This window comes from Synechococcus sp. A10-1-5-9, from assembly GCF_047716785.1.
In the GTDB taxonomy this organism is placed as follows: domain Bacteria; phylum Cyanobacteriota; class Cyanobacteriia; order PCC-6307; family Cyanobiaceae; genus Synechococcus_C.
The window spans coordinates 879,572-897,092 of record NZ_CP180406.1 but is presented as its reverse complement, the minus strand read 5'-3'; the positions used below and the strand labels follow the sequence as shown (position 1 = coordinate 897,092).

Sequence of the window (17,521 nt, the reverse complement as noted above, 5' to 3'; positions counted from 1 at the left end):
GAGAGACGGCCAAGGCCTTCTTGACGCATTGGGGCCATAGCTCAGCTGGTAGAGCACCTGCATGGCATGCAGGGGGTCAGGAGTTCGAGTCTCCTTGGCTCCATTTAACTCTCAGCCAACGTCTCACGACGGTGAGTCTGACCTTTGAGTCTGATTTCTGCTCTCAAGCTTTTTCTGGTCAGGGGTATTGCTGATTAACTGCTAGTAGTGGCAAGTGGGCTGGTTGCAGCCTCTCAACACTGCATCTAGTGTTGGTCTGTTAGCGGTTGGCCCCCCTTTAGACCGAGAGGGTGAGGAACTTCGTTGGTGTCCCAAGGGACAGGTCGAAAAGAAAACACCTGAACCTCATGGGTCGCCGAAATCGGTCGCGATTTTTCAAAGGCTTGGATGTCCAGTCAGAGGACATTCAACTTATGAAGCAGGACTGCATTGGCCTCAATATTCGCTGGCCTGCTCTAGAGCGCACTGGCTCGGATTTGCCTCTTGAGGTTCAGGGATCGACCCTGAACTCCGATGGAATGGAAGCCAACGCCAGTCGCAGCTAGCGAGCTCGGCATCAGCAAAGACACTTTGAAACGAAAGATGGAATCCAAGGGTGGATTCCTGGAAAACAACCTGCACTACACGCTGGGACCGACCCGGAGCAGCACCATTGTTTGGAACGTGGCTGCTGTTCGTGCTGCGTTCAATCAACGCGGCCTTCAAGCTCGCCAGGAAGGTTGAAGGTGGGCAAGAAAAAGACCCCCGCGCCTGCCAGCGCGAAGGGTCGAGGGGTTGATCTTTCTCTCCCCAACCTATCGACCACGGCTCTGCGTGAAAGCCACCGCAGACACCTTGAAGCGGAGCTTGGCAGCAAGCGTCCCGTAAGGCTTGCTTACGCCAACGGAGCACGCTCAATCACTTGTGAGCAAGCTCTAGACGCTCGCTTCCGCATCATTGGTCCGGATGGTGTCAGGCAGTCATCCGGCGGCATCCTGTTCCCATTCAGTGATGGGTTCGCTCATCTCCGATGCGACGAAAAGCCTCGCAACAAGCAAGGCGATCCTTGCAAGTACCTCACACCTCTGGGCTGCAAGTTCAGCCTGAAGGTCTTCGGCGATGGTGAGCCCATCATCGCGACTGAAGGCTGGAAGGATGCATTCCGCATCCATCTAGAGACAGGGAAAACGACAGTGGCGCTGCCCAGTGTCAGTGCCTACGGGATCATCCCTCCGTCAGTTCAAGAGGTCGTTTACGACGCTGATGCTGCCCACAATCCGTATGTATGGGGCTTGTTGATTCGTGCTGGCATAGCCAATAAGGCAGCCCGCATTGGCTTCTTCCCCCGTGAGGTTGCTGGTGCCAAGGGTGGTGCTTGCGAGTTCTTCAACAACGGTGGCAACTGGTGGGAGGTTTCCTTCGCCAAGCCCCGTGCGGTCTTGCGTGAGATCTACAAAGGATGGTCTGCAGATCTCAGGGCTGATTTCATACGCGGCAATCTGCGCGTTCTCATCCGTTGCATGGCTGAGTTGGGCTATGACCCAATCGACAGCGAGCTGTTGCTGGAACAAGCGCGGAAAAAGGTCAAGGCGACCAAGGAGCAGGTGCAAGCGTTGCAGCAGCGCTACGCCAACTCACTGAAAAGTGATGATGCAGAGCCTGATGAGCCCGAAGACACCCACTCTCGTGTCCTTGAGATTAAGGAGGTCATCGGACATGAATGGCGGGCTGATTATGCGAGTGAGACCTCCTTTCGCCGTTACACCGGCACCCACTGGGAGCGACTTCACGGGAACGACTATGCACTGCGCGCCATAGAAGGCGTTTACGACCTCAAGGGTTGGGTCATCCGTGAAAAACCCACTGTTTCGAGCGACCTTGCTGGCTTCCGAAGGGCGATTGGAAATGTCGTTCCGCCATGTCGTGGTGGGTTCATCCCATTCAGCAACGGCATGCTGCGCCTCTCGGATAAGGCGTTGCTTCCGCATAGCCCGAGGTACGGCAATGACTATTGCCTTCCATATCCGTGGCAAGGGGTGGATGCACCATGCGACAAGTTCGATGCCTTCCTAAAAGACCGCCTGGGTGATGACGACACCGTTGCTCTGATCTATGCAGCCTGCTTTGTCGCTCTCACAGGGATGCAGGCCAAGGTCTTCATCGAAATCATTGGGGGCAGCGATGTCGGGAAGTCGGTTGTTGTCGCCTGTCTCGAAGCTCTTGTCGGCTTAGAGAACCGCGTTACGGGGAGCCTCGCGAAGCTCGAAAACCCCTTGATGCGCTTCGAAACCATCCGATATAGGGAGGCTCGATTGGCGGTGTTTCCAGAATCCGGCAGCTATTCCGGCTCGCTGGAAGTGTTGAAGGCGATGACTGGTCGCGACAGCGTTCCGGCTGAGCTGAAGGGTGTCAATGGGGCCATCAATTTTGTGTTCGAAGGTCTTGTTGTCGTTGCGGGCAACAACCCAATCCGCGTCTCTGATGTCTCTGGTGCGGTCCACAATCGTCGCCGTGGCGTTCACATCACCAAGGTCATTCCACCATCCAAGCAACGCCGGATGCTGGAGCAGGAGCAAGGGAGATGGGTAGGTGAGCTTGCTGATCAGCTGCCTGGCTTAGCGGCGAAGGTCTTGTCCCTCAGCCCGTCATTTGTTCGCCAGGCTTTAAGGCGTGATGTTCGAAGCCTTAATCGCGCAAAGGCTGATCTGGCTTCATTGCTGAAATCCGATCACCTGGCTCAGTGGGCTGACGAGAACCTGATCTGGGATCCGCGCATCCCTTATTCTCGCATCGGCAAAATCGACGCTGATCCTGCTCAAGGTTGGCTGCTTCCTCATTATCGAAAGTGGGTTGAAGACCGCGAGAACTTCAGGGCGTACGGCCAAAACAACTTCAAGTCGAAGCTGGTTGCACTGCTGCGGGATGCGCTGGATCTCCCGTTGCCGCCAGATGGTGACCCTACGTATTCCGATCGCGTTAGGGGCTCGCTGCTGCCGCACGTCAGGTTGCGGCACAAAGAAGATGGCGATGCCAAGGGCATCATCGAGTGGGCATCTCTGAGACGAGCTGGGCAATTAACGGAACAAGCCTGTGACGTCGAAACCTCAGTGAGTGATGGCCGTGATGAAGGAGATGAAACTCCTCAACCCGCGATAGGAGATGAGAAATATCTCCTGAAGGCATCGCGTCATCAGCGACCTGTTTTCCAGCCCCGTAAGAAAGGGTGTGAACCGTAGTCCATCACGTCCATCACATCCGTCTCCCACGGTGATGTTCAAGGATCACTCGATGTCTTCAGTTCATCTCAGGTCGGGAGTGGAGCTGATGTCGACAGCGGTGATGATCCCCACTTGCCTAAGCAGGGGGCTGGCTGATGGACTGCGAAAAGCTGGATAAAGCCCGCAAGAGATCCCCTGCCAGAATCTCTTCTCGCTGTCCTTCAAATATTCGTCGCATCCCTCGCTCGAGGGATGCCTTGTCTGCCAGGACTGGCTGAAAATCGAGTTGAAGACCTTCTGACGCGTGGCCGACACCAACCTCTCTGCATTCATCTGGTCCGTCGCTGACCTGCTGCGAGGTGACTACAAGCAGAGCGATTACGGAAAGGTCATCCTTCCGTTCACCGTCCTGAGAAGGCTCGACTGCGTCCTAGAGACCACCAAGGCAGCCGTCCTAGAGGAGAAGGCGCTCAGAGAGGGACAAGGGCTCGACCCAGAGCCCTTCATGCTGCGCAAAGCAGGCCAGCTTTTCTGCAACAGCTCAGCGCTGGACATGCAGCGGCTAATGGGTGACGCGGACAACATCGGCGAGAACTTGCGCTCCTACGTCCAAGCCTTCAGCCCAGCGGTACGGGACATCTTTGAAAGCTTCGAGTTCCACCTCCAGGTGGACCGTCTCGAAAAAGCCAACCTGTTGTACCTGATCACCGAGAAGTTCTCTCAGATCGACCTGCACCCAGAAACGGTGAGCAACGCCGAGATGGGACTGGTCTTTGAGGAGCTGATCCGCAAGTTTGCTGAACTCTCCAACGAAACAGCAGGAGAACACTTCACCCCGCGTGAGGTGATCCGCCTGATGGTGAACCTGATCTTCATTGAAGATGACGAAGCACTCACCCAACCCGGCATCGTCCGCAGCCTCTACGACCCAGCGTCTGGAACAGGAGGAATGCTGAGCGTGGCGGAAGAACACTTGGTGAGCCACAACAGCTCAGCTCGCCTGGTGCTGAGTGGCCAGGAGCTGAACCCCGAGTCCTACGCCATCTGCAAGGCGGACATGCTGATCAAGGGGCAAGACATCAACAGCATCTGCTTCGGCAACACCCTCTCTGACGATCAGCTGGCGGAAGAGAAGTACGACTACATGCTCTCCAACCCGCCCTTTGGCGTGGAGTGGAAAAAGATCAAAAAGGAAATCGAAGCCGAACACAAGGCGATGGGCTTCGCTGGGCGTTTTGGACCAGGGCTGCCAAGGGTCAGTGATGGATCGTTGCTGTTCCTGTTGCACCTGATCAGCAAGATGCGGCCGGCGCAAGATGGCGGCTGCAGATTTGGCATCGTCCTCAATGGATCTCCACTTTTCACAGGCGGAGCTGGATCCGGAGAAAGTGAAATCCGCCGTTATGTACTCGAGAACGACCTGCTGGAAGGGATCATCGCCCTGCCAACAGACATGTTTTACAACACAGGAATCAACACCTACATCTGGATACTGAGCAACAAGAAACCGGAAGAACGCAAGGGTAAGGTGCAACTAATTGATGCCAGTGACTTCTGGCAGAAGATGCGCAAAAGCCTGGGAAGCAAGCGCAAGGAACTTTCTGCAGAGCACATTGATCAGATCACCAAACTCTTTGGTTCTTTTGAAGAAGCAGAACACGATGGAAAGCCGATCAGCAAGATCTTCCGTAATGCCGACTTTGGCTACCAAACCATCACGGTGGAACGGCCCGTACGGGATGAAGAGGGGAATGTGGTCGTAGGCCAGCGTGGAAAAGCCAAAGGCAAACCACAAGCAGACAGCAACTTGCGCGATACAGAGAATGTTCCACTCTCAGAAGAGGTTGAGGACTACTTCGCCAGAGAAGTTCTTCCTCACGTCCCAGACGCCTGGATTGACCATACAAAGGCCAAGACTGGCTACGAGATTCCATTCAACCGACACTTTTACGTCTTTACGCCACCAAGGCAACTTGAGGAGATAGACACTGAACTAAAGAATGTGTCCAGCCAAATCCTTGAAATGATAAGAGGACTTTAGACATGTCCTTTCCTAGACACTCGAGCTACAAAGACACTAATTCGAAATGGTTGAAAGAGATACCACAGCACTGGAAAGAACTAAGGCTCAAAAATGTCTCAGAGAGGAATGTTGTTGGCATTGCCGAAGCCGCTACACATGCTTATTCCGACGACGGAATCCCTATCTTACGAGCAACAAACATTAGAGAAGGAAAAATTATTGGCAAAATACTTAAAATTGACCCCAAGTTTGCATTCGCAAAAGAACGCGAAAGCAAAATAATTCGAGAAGGAGATTTGGTTAGCGTAAGAACAGGTAACGCAGGCAAGACTGTTCTCATCGGAAACGAAATTGGAAGGTGCCACTGCTTTACGATGCTGATTACAACCCCAAGCCAACTTGCTAGCGGTAAATTTTTAGAGTACGTCATCAATTCAAAGGCTTCTCAAGAATACTTCTCGGTTGAGGGATGGGGAACAGCTCAGCTAAACATAAGCGTGCCAATAATTCAAAATCTCCCCATAGCAATACCCAGCCTGGACGAACAAACTGATATCGCAAACTTCCTCAATCATGAAACCACGAAGATCGATGCCCTCATTGCCGAGCAAGAGCGACTGATCGAACTGCTTCAAGAAAAGCGGCAGGCGGTGATCTCACATGCCGTGACCAAGGGACTTAACCCGGATGCACCGATGAAGGATTCGGGAGTGGAGTGGCTTGGAGAGGTGCCAGAACATTGGGGCGTCATGGGGCTAACAAAAACAATTGGACCAATAGTGGACTACAGAGGGCGTACGCCAACCAAATGCGACTCAGGGACACTGCTTGTCACAGCCAAAAACATTCGTAATGGAGAGATTGACTACGGTCTATCTGAAGAATATGTGGATCCCGTAGAAGCCGAGCAGCTTCTACAACGAGGGAGACCTTCTCTAGGGGATGTTCTATTCACGATGGAGGCCCCACTTGGCCAGGTCGCATTAATCGATCGAGAAGACATCGCGCTGGCTCAGAGAGTCGTGAAGTTTAGAGGGACCGTGGGTCGCATGACCAACAGTTTTTTAATGTGGTGGCTAATTAGTTCTGGATGCCAGCAGCAGCTGAACTCTCTAAGCACTGGTTCTACAGCGCTTGGAATCAAAGCCAGCAAATTATCGGCCGTGGTCTGCGCTGTCCCCCCAGTTGAAGAACAACAAGCAATAGACGACCACATACGCGCCTCAAATAGTCAACTCAAGAGTGTTCAAGCAGCTGCTGAAACTCAGATTGCGTTACTCCAAGAACGCCGCTCAGCCCTGATTTCAGCAGCGGTCACAGGCCAAATTGATGTGCGTGGCCTTTTCCCTGGAGAGGCCTCAGCATGACCACCTCCCCGAAGACAATCCAGATCTTCCTTCCCAGTGGTGATGCCCATGGGATTCGGATTGCTGAGATCACGACGCGGATCGTCCAGGTCATTGAAGTGCCACGGAGCCTGCTGTCGGACTTCCTAAAAATGGAGCAAAGCTCTCAGGTTGGTCTCTACCTACTGATTGGAGAAGATTCAGAAGAGGGAGAGCAGCAGGTCTATGTCGGCCAAACAGGTGACCTGAGATCACGGCTTGCCACTCACAACCAGAAGAAGGACTTCTGGGAACGCGCTTTGGTCCTCATCTCCAAGACAAACAGCCTTACCCAAACTCACGCACTTTTCCTGGAGTGGCATTCCCTCCAGCAAATCCGCAAAGCAGGCCGGTTCAACGATGAAAACGGCAACAGCGGATCGAGGCCACACACACCAGCACCATTAGAGGCGGAATGCCTGGAGATCTTCGAGACGGGGAGCATCCTTGTCTCCAGCCTGGGCTTCCCGCTCTTTGATTCAGTTGTCAGTAGCAAGCCAGAGGAGAAAGAACCTGATGGCTTGTTCTACATACAGGCAACCAAGCAAGGCGTGACGGGAGAAGGGGTTTACACCTCAGAAGGCTTTGTTGTCATAGCTGGCTCGATTGCGAATTCAGAGCACTCCCAGTCCATTGGAGACGCCAACCGCCGATGGAGACAACGGCTGATCGATTCAGGAGCAATGGCAAAAAATGCTGAAGGTCAACTGACTTTTCAGAAAGATCATCTGTTTCGAACACCAAGTGGTGCTGCGATGGCTCTATTAGGACGCAGAGCCAATGGCTGGACAGAATGGAAAGACCGCCAAGGACGCACTCTGCACCAGGTCAAGCGAGAACCGGGGAGCTAATCAGCGATGGCACTGCACAACGAAATTGAGTTCGAAAAGGAGATCTGTGAGCACCTAGGCGGCCACGGCTGGATCTATAAGCACCCTGTTGCTCAGGACTACGAACGCGAGAAAGCGATCTACACCCCAGACCTCATCGCCTGGGTTCAAGAAGCCTGGCCTGATGCCTGGGAAAGCCTGCAGAGCAAGTTCGGATCCAGAGCTCAGGACCAACTCCTCAGTGCCGTACGCAGAGAGCTCGATCAGAAGGGAACACTTGAAGTCATCCGTGGTGGCGTAGCCGTCTTCGGATTAAGGAGTGATCTGAAGCTGGCGGAGTTCAAGCCAGCTCTGGGACTCAACGAAGAAATCCTCAAGCGATACAAGGCAAACCGGCTTCGGGTTGCGCGGCAGATCAAGTACTCGCTCCACAACGAGAACTGCATTGATCTCGTCCTCTTCCTCAACGGCATTCCTGTTGCCACCGTTGAGCTCAAGACCGACAACACCCAGTCCATTGATGACGCGGTCTACCAATACAAAAAGGACAGGCAGCCCAAGCCAGCAGGACAAAAGCCAGAACCGCTGCTGAGCTTCCCGAGCGGAGCACTGGTTCATTTCGCTGTCAGCAACCGGGAAGTGCAGATGGCCACGAAGCTCGAGGGCTTCAAGACTTTCTTCCTCCCGTTCAACAAGGGCAGCGATCCAGGCGGAAAGAACTGCGGCAAAGGCAATCCACTGAGTGATGGCCATCAGACGGCCTACCTCTGGGAAGAGGTCTGGGAACGCGAAAGCTGGCTGGAAATACTTGGCCGCTACCTGACAGCCGAGCGGAACAAGAAGAACGAAATCCACCGGGTGCTCTTCCCACGCTTCCACCAACTGCGTGTCACCAGAAAGCTTGTTGCAGCGGTCAAGGCAGAAGGCCCAGGTCAGAAGTACTTGATCCAGCACTCAGCTGGCTCAGGCAAAACGAACTCCATTGCCTGGACAGCTCACTTCTTCTCAGAGCTCCACGACGAAGAGAACAAGAAGATCTTCGATTCGGTGATTGTAGTGAGCGATCGCAACGTCATCGACACCCAGCTCCAAGAAGCCCTGGAAGCCTTCGAGCGCAGGAAAGGAGTTGTCGCCTCCATCAGCCGCAGTGGCGGGAGCAAAAGCGAGCAGTTGGCTGATGCTCTCAGTGGCGACAAGAAGGTGGTGGTCTGCACAATTCAGACCTTCCCCTTCGCGTTGGAGGCCGTCCACAAACTGGCAGCAACCGAGGGCAAACGCTTCGCGGTGATTGCCGATGAAGCCCACAGCTCTCAAACAGGCGAGGCAGCCAGCAAGCTCAAGCAGGTGCTCTCAGCAGAAGAAATCGCTGAGATGGAGGACGGAGGCGAGATCTCAACAGACGACATCCTTGCCGCCGAGATGGCTAACCGAGCCAAGGAAAGCGGGATCACCTACGTGGCTTTCACCGCCACACCCAAAGCAAAAACCTTGGAACTGTTCGGCAGAAGGCCGAACCCCAACGAACCAGCATTCGGAGAAAACCTGCCTGAGCCCTTTGACGTTTACTCAATGCGTCAGGCCATTGAAGAGGGCTTCATCCTTGATGTCCTGCAGAACTACACCACCTACAAACTCGCCTTCAAGCTGGCGCAGCAGGGACAAGAGCTCAGCGAGAGCGAAGTCGAGCGCAATGCAGCCCAAAAGAAACTGATGGGCTGGGTGAAATTACATGCCTACAACATCGCTCAAAAAGTCGAAATTATTGTCGAGCATTTCCGAGAGTTTGTTTGGCCAGAGCTTGATAACAAAGCTAAGGCCATGGTGGTGGTTGGCTCCCGAAAGGAAGCTGTGCGATGGAAGCTCGCAATCGATAAATACATCGCGGACAAGGGCTACACAATTGGGACGCTTGCTGCTTTTAGCGGTGAGGTGAACGACAGAGAGTCAGGACCTGATCCCTTCACCGAAAAAAGCAGCAATCTCAACCAAGGGCTGAACGGACGCGATATCCGAGAAGCATTTCAAGGCGATGACAGGCAGATCCTCTTGGTCGCTAACAAATTCCAAACAGGCTTTGATCAACCAAAGCTGTGCGGGATGTACGTGGATCGGCGCCTTGCGGGCATTCAGGCCGTACAAACCCTTTCAAGACTGAACCGGTGCCATCCAAACAAGGACACGACCTTCGTCGTCGACTTTGCTAATGAGGCCAACGACATACTGGCCGCGTTCAAGACCTATTACGCAACAGCTGAACTGGCTGAAGCCACAGACCCCAATTTGATCTTGGAGCTCAAAGCCAAGCTAGATGCACAAAACCATTACGACGATTTCGAAATCGATCGTGTGGTGGAGGTTCTGATGGATCCCAAGAGCAAACAGAGCCAGCTGCACAGCGCTCTAGAACCAGTAGCGCAGCGCTTGATGACGGCATTCAAGGAAGCACGTACCAAGTTCAAAACAGCGGATGATTTCAATGACGAAGATGTGAAGCAGGAAGCCAAGGAAGAAATGGATTCCTTAACGCTATTCCGCTCAGACATGGGTACATATGTCCGTTTTTATACGTTCTTGTCCCAGGTCTTTAATTACGAGAATACGGATTATGAGAAGCGAGGAATGTTCTTCAAGAGACTCCTACCTCTTCTTGAATTCGAGAGAGACATCCCAGAGATTGACCTATCAAAAGTCGTTCTGACGCATCACCATCTTAAAAATCAAGGTCTTAAGAAACTTGACCTCACTGAAGGGGAAGTTATCCCTATCCCAGGCATGAAGCCGGGGGGTGGAGCAGTTCAAGACAAAGACAAAGTCTTGCTATCGGAAATTATCGAAAAACTCAACGAGCTATTCACTGGTGAGCTCACAGATGATGACAAGGTGATGTACGCCCAAGTCATCCAGAACAAACTACTCGGATCAAAAACCCTCCAACAGCAAGCTGCCAACAACAGCAAGGAGCAGTTCAAAACATCTCCTGATCTGCTGACCAGCTCTATGGATGCCTATATCGAAGCGCTTGATGCCCACCAGAGCATGAGCAAACAGGCTCTGGACAATCCCTATGTCAGAGCCCAGATGATGGAGCTATTGATCGAAAAATTTGGCCTGTGGGAAGCACTTCGAGACCGTGCTGCCTCATAGGGCATTGGCCACAAAGTAAGAAACGATTGCCTCAAGCTCAGCTCGCTTGAGCTTTTTGATCACCTTGTCGGGAGGCAAGGGTGGTGGTTGTAGGTCGTTGTCTCCAAGAAGCTTGAGAAGTTCTGGTCTCTTGAGCTTCGACACTTTGCGTAAGCCCTTGGAGGTGCAGAACTTCTTGAGTTCTGAGACTGTCATCAGCTTGAAGTCGCCCTTCAGGAAGGGGATCAAGAGCTTCTCAAGCTCCCTATCCGCATCGGGAACACCGGACAACAGATGGCGTTGCTCTTGCTCAAGCTCGTCTTGACGATCGAGCAGGGAGACCTCCTGTCGTTCCAGGTGACCTTCCAAGGAACGCGTGTGTTTTGCCAAGGACTCACCAAGAGAGCCCAGCTGATCTCGAAACTGATCAGAAAGACGACGCCTGCTCACACCTCACGGCCATCTGAATCAACCTCATTCAAGTCCTCCTGCAGGATTTCGTCGACAGTTTCCAAAAAGGTGTCGACCGCACGGCTGAGATCGGTCATCGCATTTGCGCTCCAGTAGCCAGTCGCACGCTGCTGCTCGTCAGCCACTGACTTCATCTCAGAGAGGTGGTCGACTGCAGCCTCAAACGCCTCAAGCTTCGCGAGGGTGGTCCCCATGCCCTGGAATTTCTCGCTGATTTCACGGATCTGGTCGCCCAACTCCTGCTTGTCGGCCAGGTGCTGCGCAATGTCGAGCTCCAGCTTCTTTTTTGCGAGCTCGGAGGCTTCGTACTTCTTCTTCCAGCGCGTGACCCACCCCTTGTACGAGCCTGCCTGGCGGTTTGAGGCGATCAGGGCCTCCCGCATGTCCTTGTAGTGACGGCGGATATCGGCGAAGTGGATCAGCTTGTGAACAAGAGGAAAACGCCCCGCGCCGGTTTTGATCTCTGTTGAGGACGTGGTTCTCCCAGTCATTGTTCAGCTAAGCGCAAGGGGATCCTATGAAGCGGATGGCGACTGCAACTGGGTCCTGGCTAGCTACGCACATGTGGGGTTTTTCGTAGCGCGGTCTTCAGCTAGGCAGCAGAATTTTTTGATGGCACACCTTTTTCGATGGAGATAGTCAATCTGCGTCAGGCCAGTGCAAAGCTGGGATTTAAGACGACTACAACGCTCAGAAGGCTGCTGAAATTGGGCGCACTAGGTGCGTATCTGCGTTCGGGACCAGATTTAAGGGCCACATATTTGGAGATGGCTCCGAAAGGGCTGCCAACGCTTCGGAAGCACGTTCAAGCTCATACGGAATGCAGAGGTAACTCCCCGCTATGGGGTGTAGCTCCCGAGAGCTGGGCGCAGCCGAAGCGGCATTGGACTGACGTCGCCAACGGGTATTTGGATCTGCCGCAGTGGGGGCCACCACCATGGACAGAGCTGCAGTGGGTAACGCTGCGGAATGTCATCGAGCTTGCCGAACACGATTAGGGCCACTTCCTCTGACGGTTTAGATGCCTTTTTGAAAGCATCTAGCCACGCTGGGCACATGATTGATCGAAACCTACACGCGAGTTATTGCCCCACTGTGGTGAGCAGTTTGGACATGCCTGGGGAGGTGTTGGCTTGCAGGCACACCTCAGGAATGTTCATGGCATCCCAGGAGAGGCCAGATTCAACGGAAGGGTCATCAAGTTTCCAGAAGAAGATTCCGATAAATGAAAAAATCACTACGGCTGTTGCTTCATCTGCTGCTGACGCTTACTTAGCCCGCTCCTACCAGGGACTGAATGGAGGCTTCGACCGCCGATTTCGTGGAAGCGTCGTCAGTCCATTGCCCGTAGTGGCGAATGTGCGTTTTCAGGTCGTGGCCCATGAGCTTTGCGGTGTCTCGAAGGGGTAACGGTTGCGGGTAATACTTGGCGGCTCGCCATGCGTATCCATGCCGCAGTGAATAGGGCGTTAGCTCAGGGTTAGACGCCTTCAATGACCGCCAGGTCGCATTGCGGTCGAGATATTGCCGGAAGGTGTGGCCGCAAGCCTTAAACGCACCTGCATCAAGGTTTCGGATGCTCTGAGGCAGCTTCACCAAGCCGCTCTGGAAGAGCTGCACCAAGCGCGCCCCTTCGCCTTGAAGCCCCTTCAGCGGCAACTCTTGAACAGTCCTCGGTGGCTTAGGTGTTGCTGAGCTGTGAGCGTTGCGCTTCACGTTGCCAACTTTCAGGTTGCCATCGTCAACAGACAGCACCATCAGCTCTGCTGGCCTCAACCCGAACAATGCGACAAGCCCAACGGCAAGCATCAGTGATGGGTCGGACTCAAGCCCGTTCAACAGGGCGATCAATTCTTCCGGCTTGATTGGCACCGTTGGCTTGGGTGCGGTTTGACGATGACCAATCAGCTCTTGGAGATCGTCTGCCTCTAAGGGCAGCCACTTCTTGTCTGCACCGCACTTATGGACGGCAAATTTGAGAAACCGTGCGACGTCCAACAGATTGCGTTTGCGACCTGACGACCCTGGCTCTAGCTCCAACAGGTGTTTGCGGGCATAAAGCCGCATGAGTCCACCACCATCGTGCGCCGCGCCAGTGCGAGCTGTGATCAGGGCAAAGGCTCGGTTGATCCGATATTCCTCGTGTTCTGCGTAGTTACTGGCTTTGACAGTTCCTGAATCAACTCTGCTGGCCTTGTAGCGGGAACGAACTTCCTCCCAGTTGATGGCGGTGCCAGTGACTTCAGTGCTGCCCCGAACTAGTTCGTAAGCTTCGGCCAGGCCGACGTTTAATTCTGGGTCCTGCATTTTGGCGACCATCTCGCCGATGAGGTTCAGGACCTTCCGGTGACTGCCACGAGCGAACGGCAGGTCGGTTGAGACGAATTGGGTTTTGCCGTGTCTGGCATTGCCAGCTTCAGCTCTGCCGATCTTGAAGCGGTCGTATTGCTCTTTGAGGATCCAGCCCGGCCCGTAGTCACCCTTCACGGCCTGGCGCAGCGTCTTTAGCCATAGCTGTGCCTGAGCCATGAACCCCTTTCGTCATCTCGTGGAGATGGTCAAAGCTTGGCGGAATTGAGTCTGATTTTCAAGTCTGATTTCTGTCTGTTCTTGCCATGGCAAGCTGTCGCAAGCTGTGTGGCTATCCGTCAAAAGCACCAGTAGCACTGGGCTTAGAGCCTGTTGTCGCAACCAGTCTCAGCCTTGCTAGTATTTTCATGGCATGCAGGGGGTCAGGAGTTCGAGTCTCCTTGGCTCCATTGAATGTAAGGACCAAAAGTGAGTGATTGTCGCTCTCTTAAGAGATTCAAATTTAGTATTTAGTTTGTGTTGGATGTATTTGCATCGTTTATCTTTCTCGCGTCTCGGTGGTTGATACTAGTTTTTGATTGATTGCATTTTGGAGTTTGATTTTCTTGAGGTGGTTAAGGAAAGCCTGCCTCCCTGGTTAGGAGTACTTCTCCATGCTGCAGTGAGTTTGGGGTTTGTGCCTCTTCAGGGGGCGTTGGTTCTTGCCTCAACTTGTCTCAAGGTTTCGGATTGTTTTGTGGCGATGTTCAGGTTGGCAATTCTCAGGTGAGATCAATGTAAACGGCATTACTCGGCGTTGTCTGCGGATGGAATGGATTTATGCGTAAAGCGAATTGATGGGTTTGAGTCGCATCAGGCGATTGTCTCTCGTTACTTTAACGATGACGACCTGCTTACTAGTAGTCAGATGAAATGCCAAGATTCTCCTTTATGGTCACCACAATCTCATTCTGAAAAGGAGATGATTGATTGGTTAGAACGCGAGATTGCGCGAGACTGGGTTTGGCCTTTGCTCAAGCAAGAACGTGATGATTACGAAGACCACTTTCTCTCATGTGAGGAGAATGAATTTATCTTTTAGGTGATCTATTTAGCGCTTTCCTTGTTTTGTGCTGAGGCCCTCAGTATTAAGAGGGGGATTAGAGGCTTAAGCGCTTTCAGTCTGCACTGCTAGCGTTCAAGAGTGTTCTTCCATCACCCGAGATCCATACTCTGGTTGTTGTTTCTGGTTGAGCATTCGACTGTTCCCACCCTGGCTTGCCGCCTGGGACTAGAAACTGGAAGCCGTCCCGACTCGCGTGAATGAGGCATGGATTATTCACGGCACTCGTAAACATGCATGATCCTGGCCGGTAAATCCTTAGGCCTCCGTTGAATGTTACGACTGATCCTCTTGCTAAATTAATGGCGCGTCGAGCTGCGAGTGGGAAGCTTCGCGGATAGATGTTGACTTGATCTTGTGTTTGAGTCGCTAATGATTCCCACGCTTGTTTTTCAAAATTGATCGTAGTCTTGAAGGTTGAAGCTTCTTCGTTTGCAGAAGGGTTTTCAGGCGTTGATGTGTTTTTGTCTGTTTCTTCGGGTATTTGTGAATTCCTTTCGGGCGTTATCAACTCACAACCTATTTCTTCTGTGCTCAAGTCGACACTACTGGCTGCGATGGGTCTCTTGGTTTTGCGATCAAAGCACTGATAAGTCACGTTGAGTTCGTCAGCGTTGATGCTGTACGCGGTTGCGCCATAAATAAGAGCAAGAGCAGCAAGCGTGAATCTCATCATGGTGAATTGATCTCACGCCATCCTACTGCTGATCATGTTCCAATCGTTTCTAGAAGATGAGTGACTTGTTTCCTTCTGTAACTGATGGATTCGTTTGTCTCTTTTTATTAGGGGGTTGAGGGTCTTCCTTCGGTTCTTGTGGCGCGCTTGTTTGGGTTTAATGGTGGGTATTCTCTTGCTATTGTTTGATTATTGGTTTATTTGATTTGCTCTATTGAGTCAACGGTCGGATGCTTTTCGATCGCGAAGTGATGTTTCTGGCCCTATTTCGTGGCCATCCATTGCGGCTGTTGCTTTGATGTACAGATTGGGACTGTAGTGGAGTTCTGTGAGCTTGTTTGCATCGACTCATTGGTCGCTTTTGTGGGCATGCTGGCGGCGATAGGGGGGTATGGCGTCTAACGCAGCTGCCAAATAATTTGCCGTTCCTGTGTCCGTTTGGATGTGTTGAATCTGACTAATTAATGATCTTGTTGAATGAATGATGGCCTGGTTGTTTTGATTATTGCGGAATGATTTGCCTCTTCAGGGTGGCCTTAACGGTCGTTCAATCTGTTTGTGCTGTTAGGCTTTGTCGCCTGCCCTTTGGTGGTAATTCGACTCCTAGGCCTCTTCGTGCTTGGTATTAGACTGATTGTCAGATGATGATTGCGCATGGGATGGAGGGATAATTCAAATGCGCTGTTGACAGGTCTCACGATCAAGCAGCGTGAAGGTCTCCGCCAAATTCTCATTGATGTTCATCATGCCGGTGTTTGGTCTTGGTCGCTACCTGTTTTATTGAGAGATCGTTGCTGGATGCGCCTTGACCGTATTCAGCTCAGTCAGCTCCGTTGTTACCTTCCGCCTGAGGGGCGTGAGGAATCTCCTGAACTTGTGCATTACCGCATGCTGATCGCCGATGGAGTGGAGCCGCTGGTTGCTCAGCAAGTTTGCTGGCAACACTTCGGCATGGATGACTGTCAACGATCTCTTCGTGATTACTGGCAAAGCTGTTTGGTCGAACACCATGGTTGGACTGCCTGTCGATATCGCCAACTCGTGATCGCATATAGAGAGCGGATTGAACGCGGTGATGTTGTTGTCCCGATGCTTGTTCTGGCTCGGAGGGGGAGCAATGAGCAACATCGGTTGCACTGGATCTGCTTCACGCCATCGCTAAATGACGTCTCCACAACAGTTGCAATTTGATCTCACTTAATCCCAAGTCACGGTGCAGCGGTAGAGAGTTTCACCCCCGATCCCTCCGGCTTGTTTTTCTTCGCAGGACGTGTCGGTGACCCTTTTCCCTGCAGGAACTTTGCCCAAGGCGCGATTTGTGGCCACGTCCTGATCGACCGACTGAAACGAGGCTGAACCCGCTTTGGAGCTGAGACCGCTTGTTCCGATTAAGAAAAGCGCAATTGATAGCGGAGCGATTCTGAGCAGGTTGTTCATGAGATTTCTTTTGTTGATTGAGTCGTTCTCATCTCAGTTGATTCTTTGCTTGCAGAGATGATGATGACTGGTCTGATCGGCGACGTCCTGTAGCCGTTTTTCAGCAGTCGTACTCGATGTGATTGAGGCGTTCCCGTCGGTTGATGTCGTCGTCGCGCATCCAGGCTTCGATGTACTCCTGTTGAGCTCTTCGATCCGGCTTGCTACCCGGTTTCAAGGTGGTCGTTCGCTGCCCTGCAGTGGGTGTTGTCATGGCTGATCATCTTCACTGTCTACACCGTTGAAATCTGCAGGCTTTTCGTCAATGAGTATTCACAGCCATTCCCAACAGTTCATGCAAGGCTGATGCCTTGATGTCTGAACGATTGGTGCTCGATCATCCTGATGCCATCTCTCTGGCACTGTTTGCTGTAGGGCTGGCGTCAACTGTCTTGGTGCTGTGGGTGTCCTCCCGTCGAGTGGACTTGAATGAGCGGGAGCGCTCCCAGTTCATGCGCATGCGTTCACGCTTGGATCAGCTGATGCGTGAGCGTTCCTGAGCCATGACCCTTCTGATTGCTGCTGGTGCCTTGATTGCCCTGCTGTCACTGACCCAGTTTCTGGTGCGAAGGTCGATGGATGATGGACAGAGCTCCAACTGAGCTCAGTTAGCGCTTCGCCAGTCCTCGGCCGTTACCGATCAAACCGGCATCAATCACCAGGCCGATGGCTACCACCAGCAGACCGCTGAAACTGCTCAACCCCCCGAAAGAGGATTGGGCGAAGCACAGACCCAAGGTGGTGGTGGGGAGAAGCACCACTCCCAGCAGAGGAAGAATTGGGTTGGGGATCGGCAGACCCATGAATGGTTCCAGAACGAAGGCTGGACTGAAAATCCACAACAGGATCAGGATGATTCGCGGTGCGATCAGCCCGAGCGCAGCAAAAAGACACATCAGCCAGCTCCCACCACCTCAAACGTACCGCT

At 52.8% G+C, this 17,521-nt stretch carries 17 protein-coding genes and 1 tRNA gene; 10 read left to right on the top strand and 8 right to left on the bottom strand.

The window, feature by feature from the left end:
* Window positions 1–30 precede the first annotated feature (30 nt).
* From ACLM45_RS05165 to ACLM45_RS05130, 8 genes are all read left to right on the top strand, one after another.
* Window positions 31–103, top strand: a tRNA-Ala gene (locus ACLM45_RS05165).
* A gap of 310 nt (window positions 104–413) precedes the next feature.
* A complete protein-coding gene (locus ACLM45_RS05160; protein WP_415410946.1) occupies window positions 414–545 on the top strand; it encodes a hypothetical protein in 132 nt (43 codons plus the stop codon).
* A complete protein-coding gene (locus ACLM45_RS05155) occupies window positions 514–723 on the top strand; it encodes a hypothetical protein (protein WP_415410945.1) in 210 nt (69 codons plus the stop codon). Before ACLM45_RS05160 ends, ACLM45_RS05155 begins: the two co-directional genes overlap by 32 nt.
* Window positions 724–725: 2 nt before the next feature.
* Window positions 726–3,215: a DUF5906 domain-containing protein gene (locus ACLM45_RS05150; protein WP_415410944.1), complete on the top strand. Its 2,490-nt coding sequence runs from the start codon at window positions 726–728 to the stop codon at window positions 3,213–3,215.
* Between the two features lie 286 nt (window positions 3,216–3,501).
* Window positions 3,502–5,238, top strand: a complete 1,737-nt coding sequence (locus tag ACLM45_RS05145; RefSeq protein ID WP_415410943.1) for a type I restriction-modification system subunit M — start codon at window positions 3,502–3,504, stop codon at window positions 5,236–5,238.
* A gap of 50 nt (window positions 5,239–5,288) precedes the next feature.
* The gene (locus ACLM45_RS05140) at window positions 5,289–6,587 is read left to right on the top strand and encodes a restriction endonuclease subunit S (RefSeq protein ID WP_415410942.1); all 1,299 of its coding nucleotides are present in this window, start codon (window positions 5,289–5,291) and stop codon (window positions 6,585–6,587) included.
* Window positions 6,584–7,456, top strand: coding sequence for a GIY-YIG nuclease family protein (locus ACLM45_RS05135; RefSeq protein ID WP_415410941.1), 873 nt, complete (start codon window positions 6,584–6,586; stop codon window positions 7,454–7,456). Before ACLM45_RS05140 ends, ACLM45_RS05135 begins: the two co-directional genes overlap by 4 nt.
* A gap of 6 nt (window positions 7,457–7,462) precedes the next feature.
* Entirely contained in the window at window positions 7,463–10,579 is a 3,117-nt protein-coding gene (locus ACLM45_RS05130; RefSeq protein ID WP_415410939.1) for a type I restriction endonuclease subunit R, read from the top strand.
* On the opposite strand, the gene ACLM45_RS05125 is transcribed toward ACLM45_RS05130, so the two are convergent.
* The 5 genes from ACLM45_RS05125 to ACLM45_RS05105 form a co-directional block, all read right to left on the bottom strand.
* On the bottom strand, window positions 10,574–10,927 hold the full coding sequence (locus tag ACLM45_RS05125; protein WP_415410938.1) for a hypothetical protein: 354 nt from the start codon (window positions 10,925–10,927) through the stop codon (window positions 10,574–10,576). The two genes, ACLM45_RS05130 and ACLM45_RS05125, sit on opposite strands and share 6 nt — an antisense overlap.
* Before the next feature lie 77 nt (window positions 10,928–11,004).
* Window positions 11,005–11,412, bottom strand: coding sequence for a hypothetical protein (locus ACLM45_RS05120; protein WP_415410936.1), 408 nt, complete (start codon window positions 11,410–11,412; stop codon window positions 11,005–11,007).
* A gap of 456 nt (window positions 11,413–11,868) precedes the next feature.
* Window positions 11,869–12,033, bottom strand: a complete 165-nt coding sequence (locus ACLM45_RS05115) for a hypothetical protein (RefSeq protein WP_415410934.1) — start codon at window positions 12,031–12,033, stop codon at window positions 11,869–11,871.
* Between the two features lie 268 nt (window positions 12,034–12,301).
* Window positions 12,302–13,558, bottom strand: a complete 1,257-nt coding sequence (locus ACLM45_RS05110) for a site-specific integrase (protein ID WP_415410932.1) — start codon at window positions 13,556–13,558, stop codon at window positions 12,302–12,304.
* Window positions 13,559–14,496: 938 nt separating this feature from the next.
* A complete protein-coding gene (locus ACLM45_RS05105) occupies window positions 14,497–15,117 on the bottom strand; it encodes a hypothetical protein (RefSeq protein ID WP_415410931.1) in 621 nt (206 codons plus the stop codon).
* Window positions 15,118–15,915: 798 nt separating this feature from the next.
* Between ACLM45_RS05105 and ACLM45_RS05100 the strand changes: the two genes are divergently transcribed.
* Window positions 15,916–16,308, top strand: coding sequence for a hypothetical protein (locus ACLM45_RS05100; RefSeq protein WP_415410930.1), 393 nt, complete (start codon window positions 15,916–15,918; stop codon window positions 16,306–16,308).
* A 6-nt stretch (window positions 16,309–16,314) separates the two neighbouring features.
* Here ACLM45_RS05100 and ACLM45_RS05095 read toward each other — a convergent pair whose 3' ends face one another.
* The gene (locus ACLM45_RS05095) at window positions 16,315–16,554 is read right to left on the bottom strand and encodes a hypothetical protein (protein WP_415410928.1); all 240 of its coding nucleotides are present in this window, start codon (window positions 16,552–16,554) and stop codon (window positions 16,315–16,317) included.
* 100 nt (window positions 16,555–16,654) lie between these two features.
* Window positions 16,655–16,807 (bottom strand): hypothetical protein, encoded by a 153-nt coding sequence (locus ACLM45_RS05090; protein WP_006041844.1) that lies wholly within the window; start codon window positions 16,805–16,807, stop codon window positions 16,655–16,657.
* Window positions 16,808–16,907: 100 nt separating this feature from the next.
* Between ACLM45_RS05090 and ACLM45_RS05085 the strand changes: the two genes are divergently transcribed.
* The gene (locus tag ACLM45_RS05085; RefSeq protein WP_006041843.1) at window positions 16,908–17,093 is read left to right on the top strand and encodes a hypothetical protein; all 186 of its coding nucleotides are present in this window, start codon (window positions 16,908–16,910) and stop codon (window positions 17,091–17,093) included.
* Window positions 17,094–17,201: 108 nt separating this feature from the next.
* Here the strand turns inward: ACLM45_RS05085 and ACLM45_RS05080 are convergent, their stop codons facing one another.
* Complete coding sequence (locus ACLM45_RS05080) at window positions 17,202–17,489, bottom strand: hypothetical protein (RefSeq protein ID WP_006041841.1); 288 nt, start codon at window positions 17,487–17,489, stop codon at window positions 17,202–17,204.
* Window positions 17,490–17,521: the final 32 nt, after the last annotated feature.

Bases quoted from the DNA above. Each gene is read 5' to 3' on its own strand.
- ACLM45_RS05160 (WP_415410946.1), top strand. From the start codon at position 414: ATGAAGCAGGACTGCATTGGCCTCAATATTCGCTGGCCTGCTCTAGAG.
- ACLM45_RS05155 (WP_415410945.1), top strand. From the start codon at position 514: ATGGAATGGAAGCCAACGCCAGTCGCAGCTAGCGAGCTCGGCATCAGC.
- ACLM45_RS05135 (WP_415410941.1), top strand. From the start codon at position 6,584: ATGACCACCTCCCCGAAGACAATCCAGATCTTCCTTCCCAGTGGTGAT.
- ACLM45_RS05130 (WP_415410939.1), top strand. From the start codon at position 7,463: ATGGCACTGCACAACGAAATTGAGTTCGAAAAGGAGATCTGTGAGCAC.
- ACLM45_RS05120 (WP_415410936.1), bottom strand. From the start codon at position 11,412: ATGCGGGAGGCCCTGATCGCCTCAAACCGCCAGGCAGGCTCGTACAAG.
- ACLM45_RS05110 (WP_415410932.1), bottom strand. From the start codon at position 13,558: ATGGCTCAGGCACAGCTATGGCTAAAGACGCTGCGCCAGGCCGTGAAG.
- ACLM45_RS05105 (WP_415410931.1), bottom strand. From the start codon at position 15,117: ATGATGAGATTCACGCTTGCTGCTCTTGCTCTTATTTATGGCGCAACC.
- ACLM45_RS05100 (WP_415410930.1), top strand. From the start codon at position 15,916: ATGCGCCTTGACCGTATTCAGCTCAGTCAGCTCCGTTGTTACCTTCCG.
- ACLM45_RS05095 (WP_415410928.1), bottom strand. From the start codon at position 16,554: ATGAACAACCTGCTCAGAATCGCTCCGCTATCAATTGCGCTTTTCTTA.
- ACLM45_RS05090 (WP_006041844.1), bottom strand. From the start codon at position 16,807: ATGACAACACCCACTGCAGGGCAGCGAACGACCACCTTGAAACCGGGT.
- ACLM45_RS05085 (WP_006041843.1), top strand. From the start codon at position 16,908: ATGTCTGAACGATTGGTGCTCGATCATCCTGATGCCATCTCTCTGGCA.
- ACLM45_RS05080 (WP_006041841.1), bottom strand. From the start codon at position 17,489: ATGTGTCTTTTTGCTGCGCTCGGGCTGATCGCACCGCGAATCATCCTG.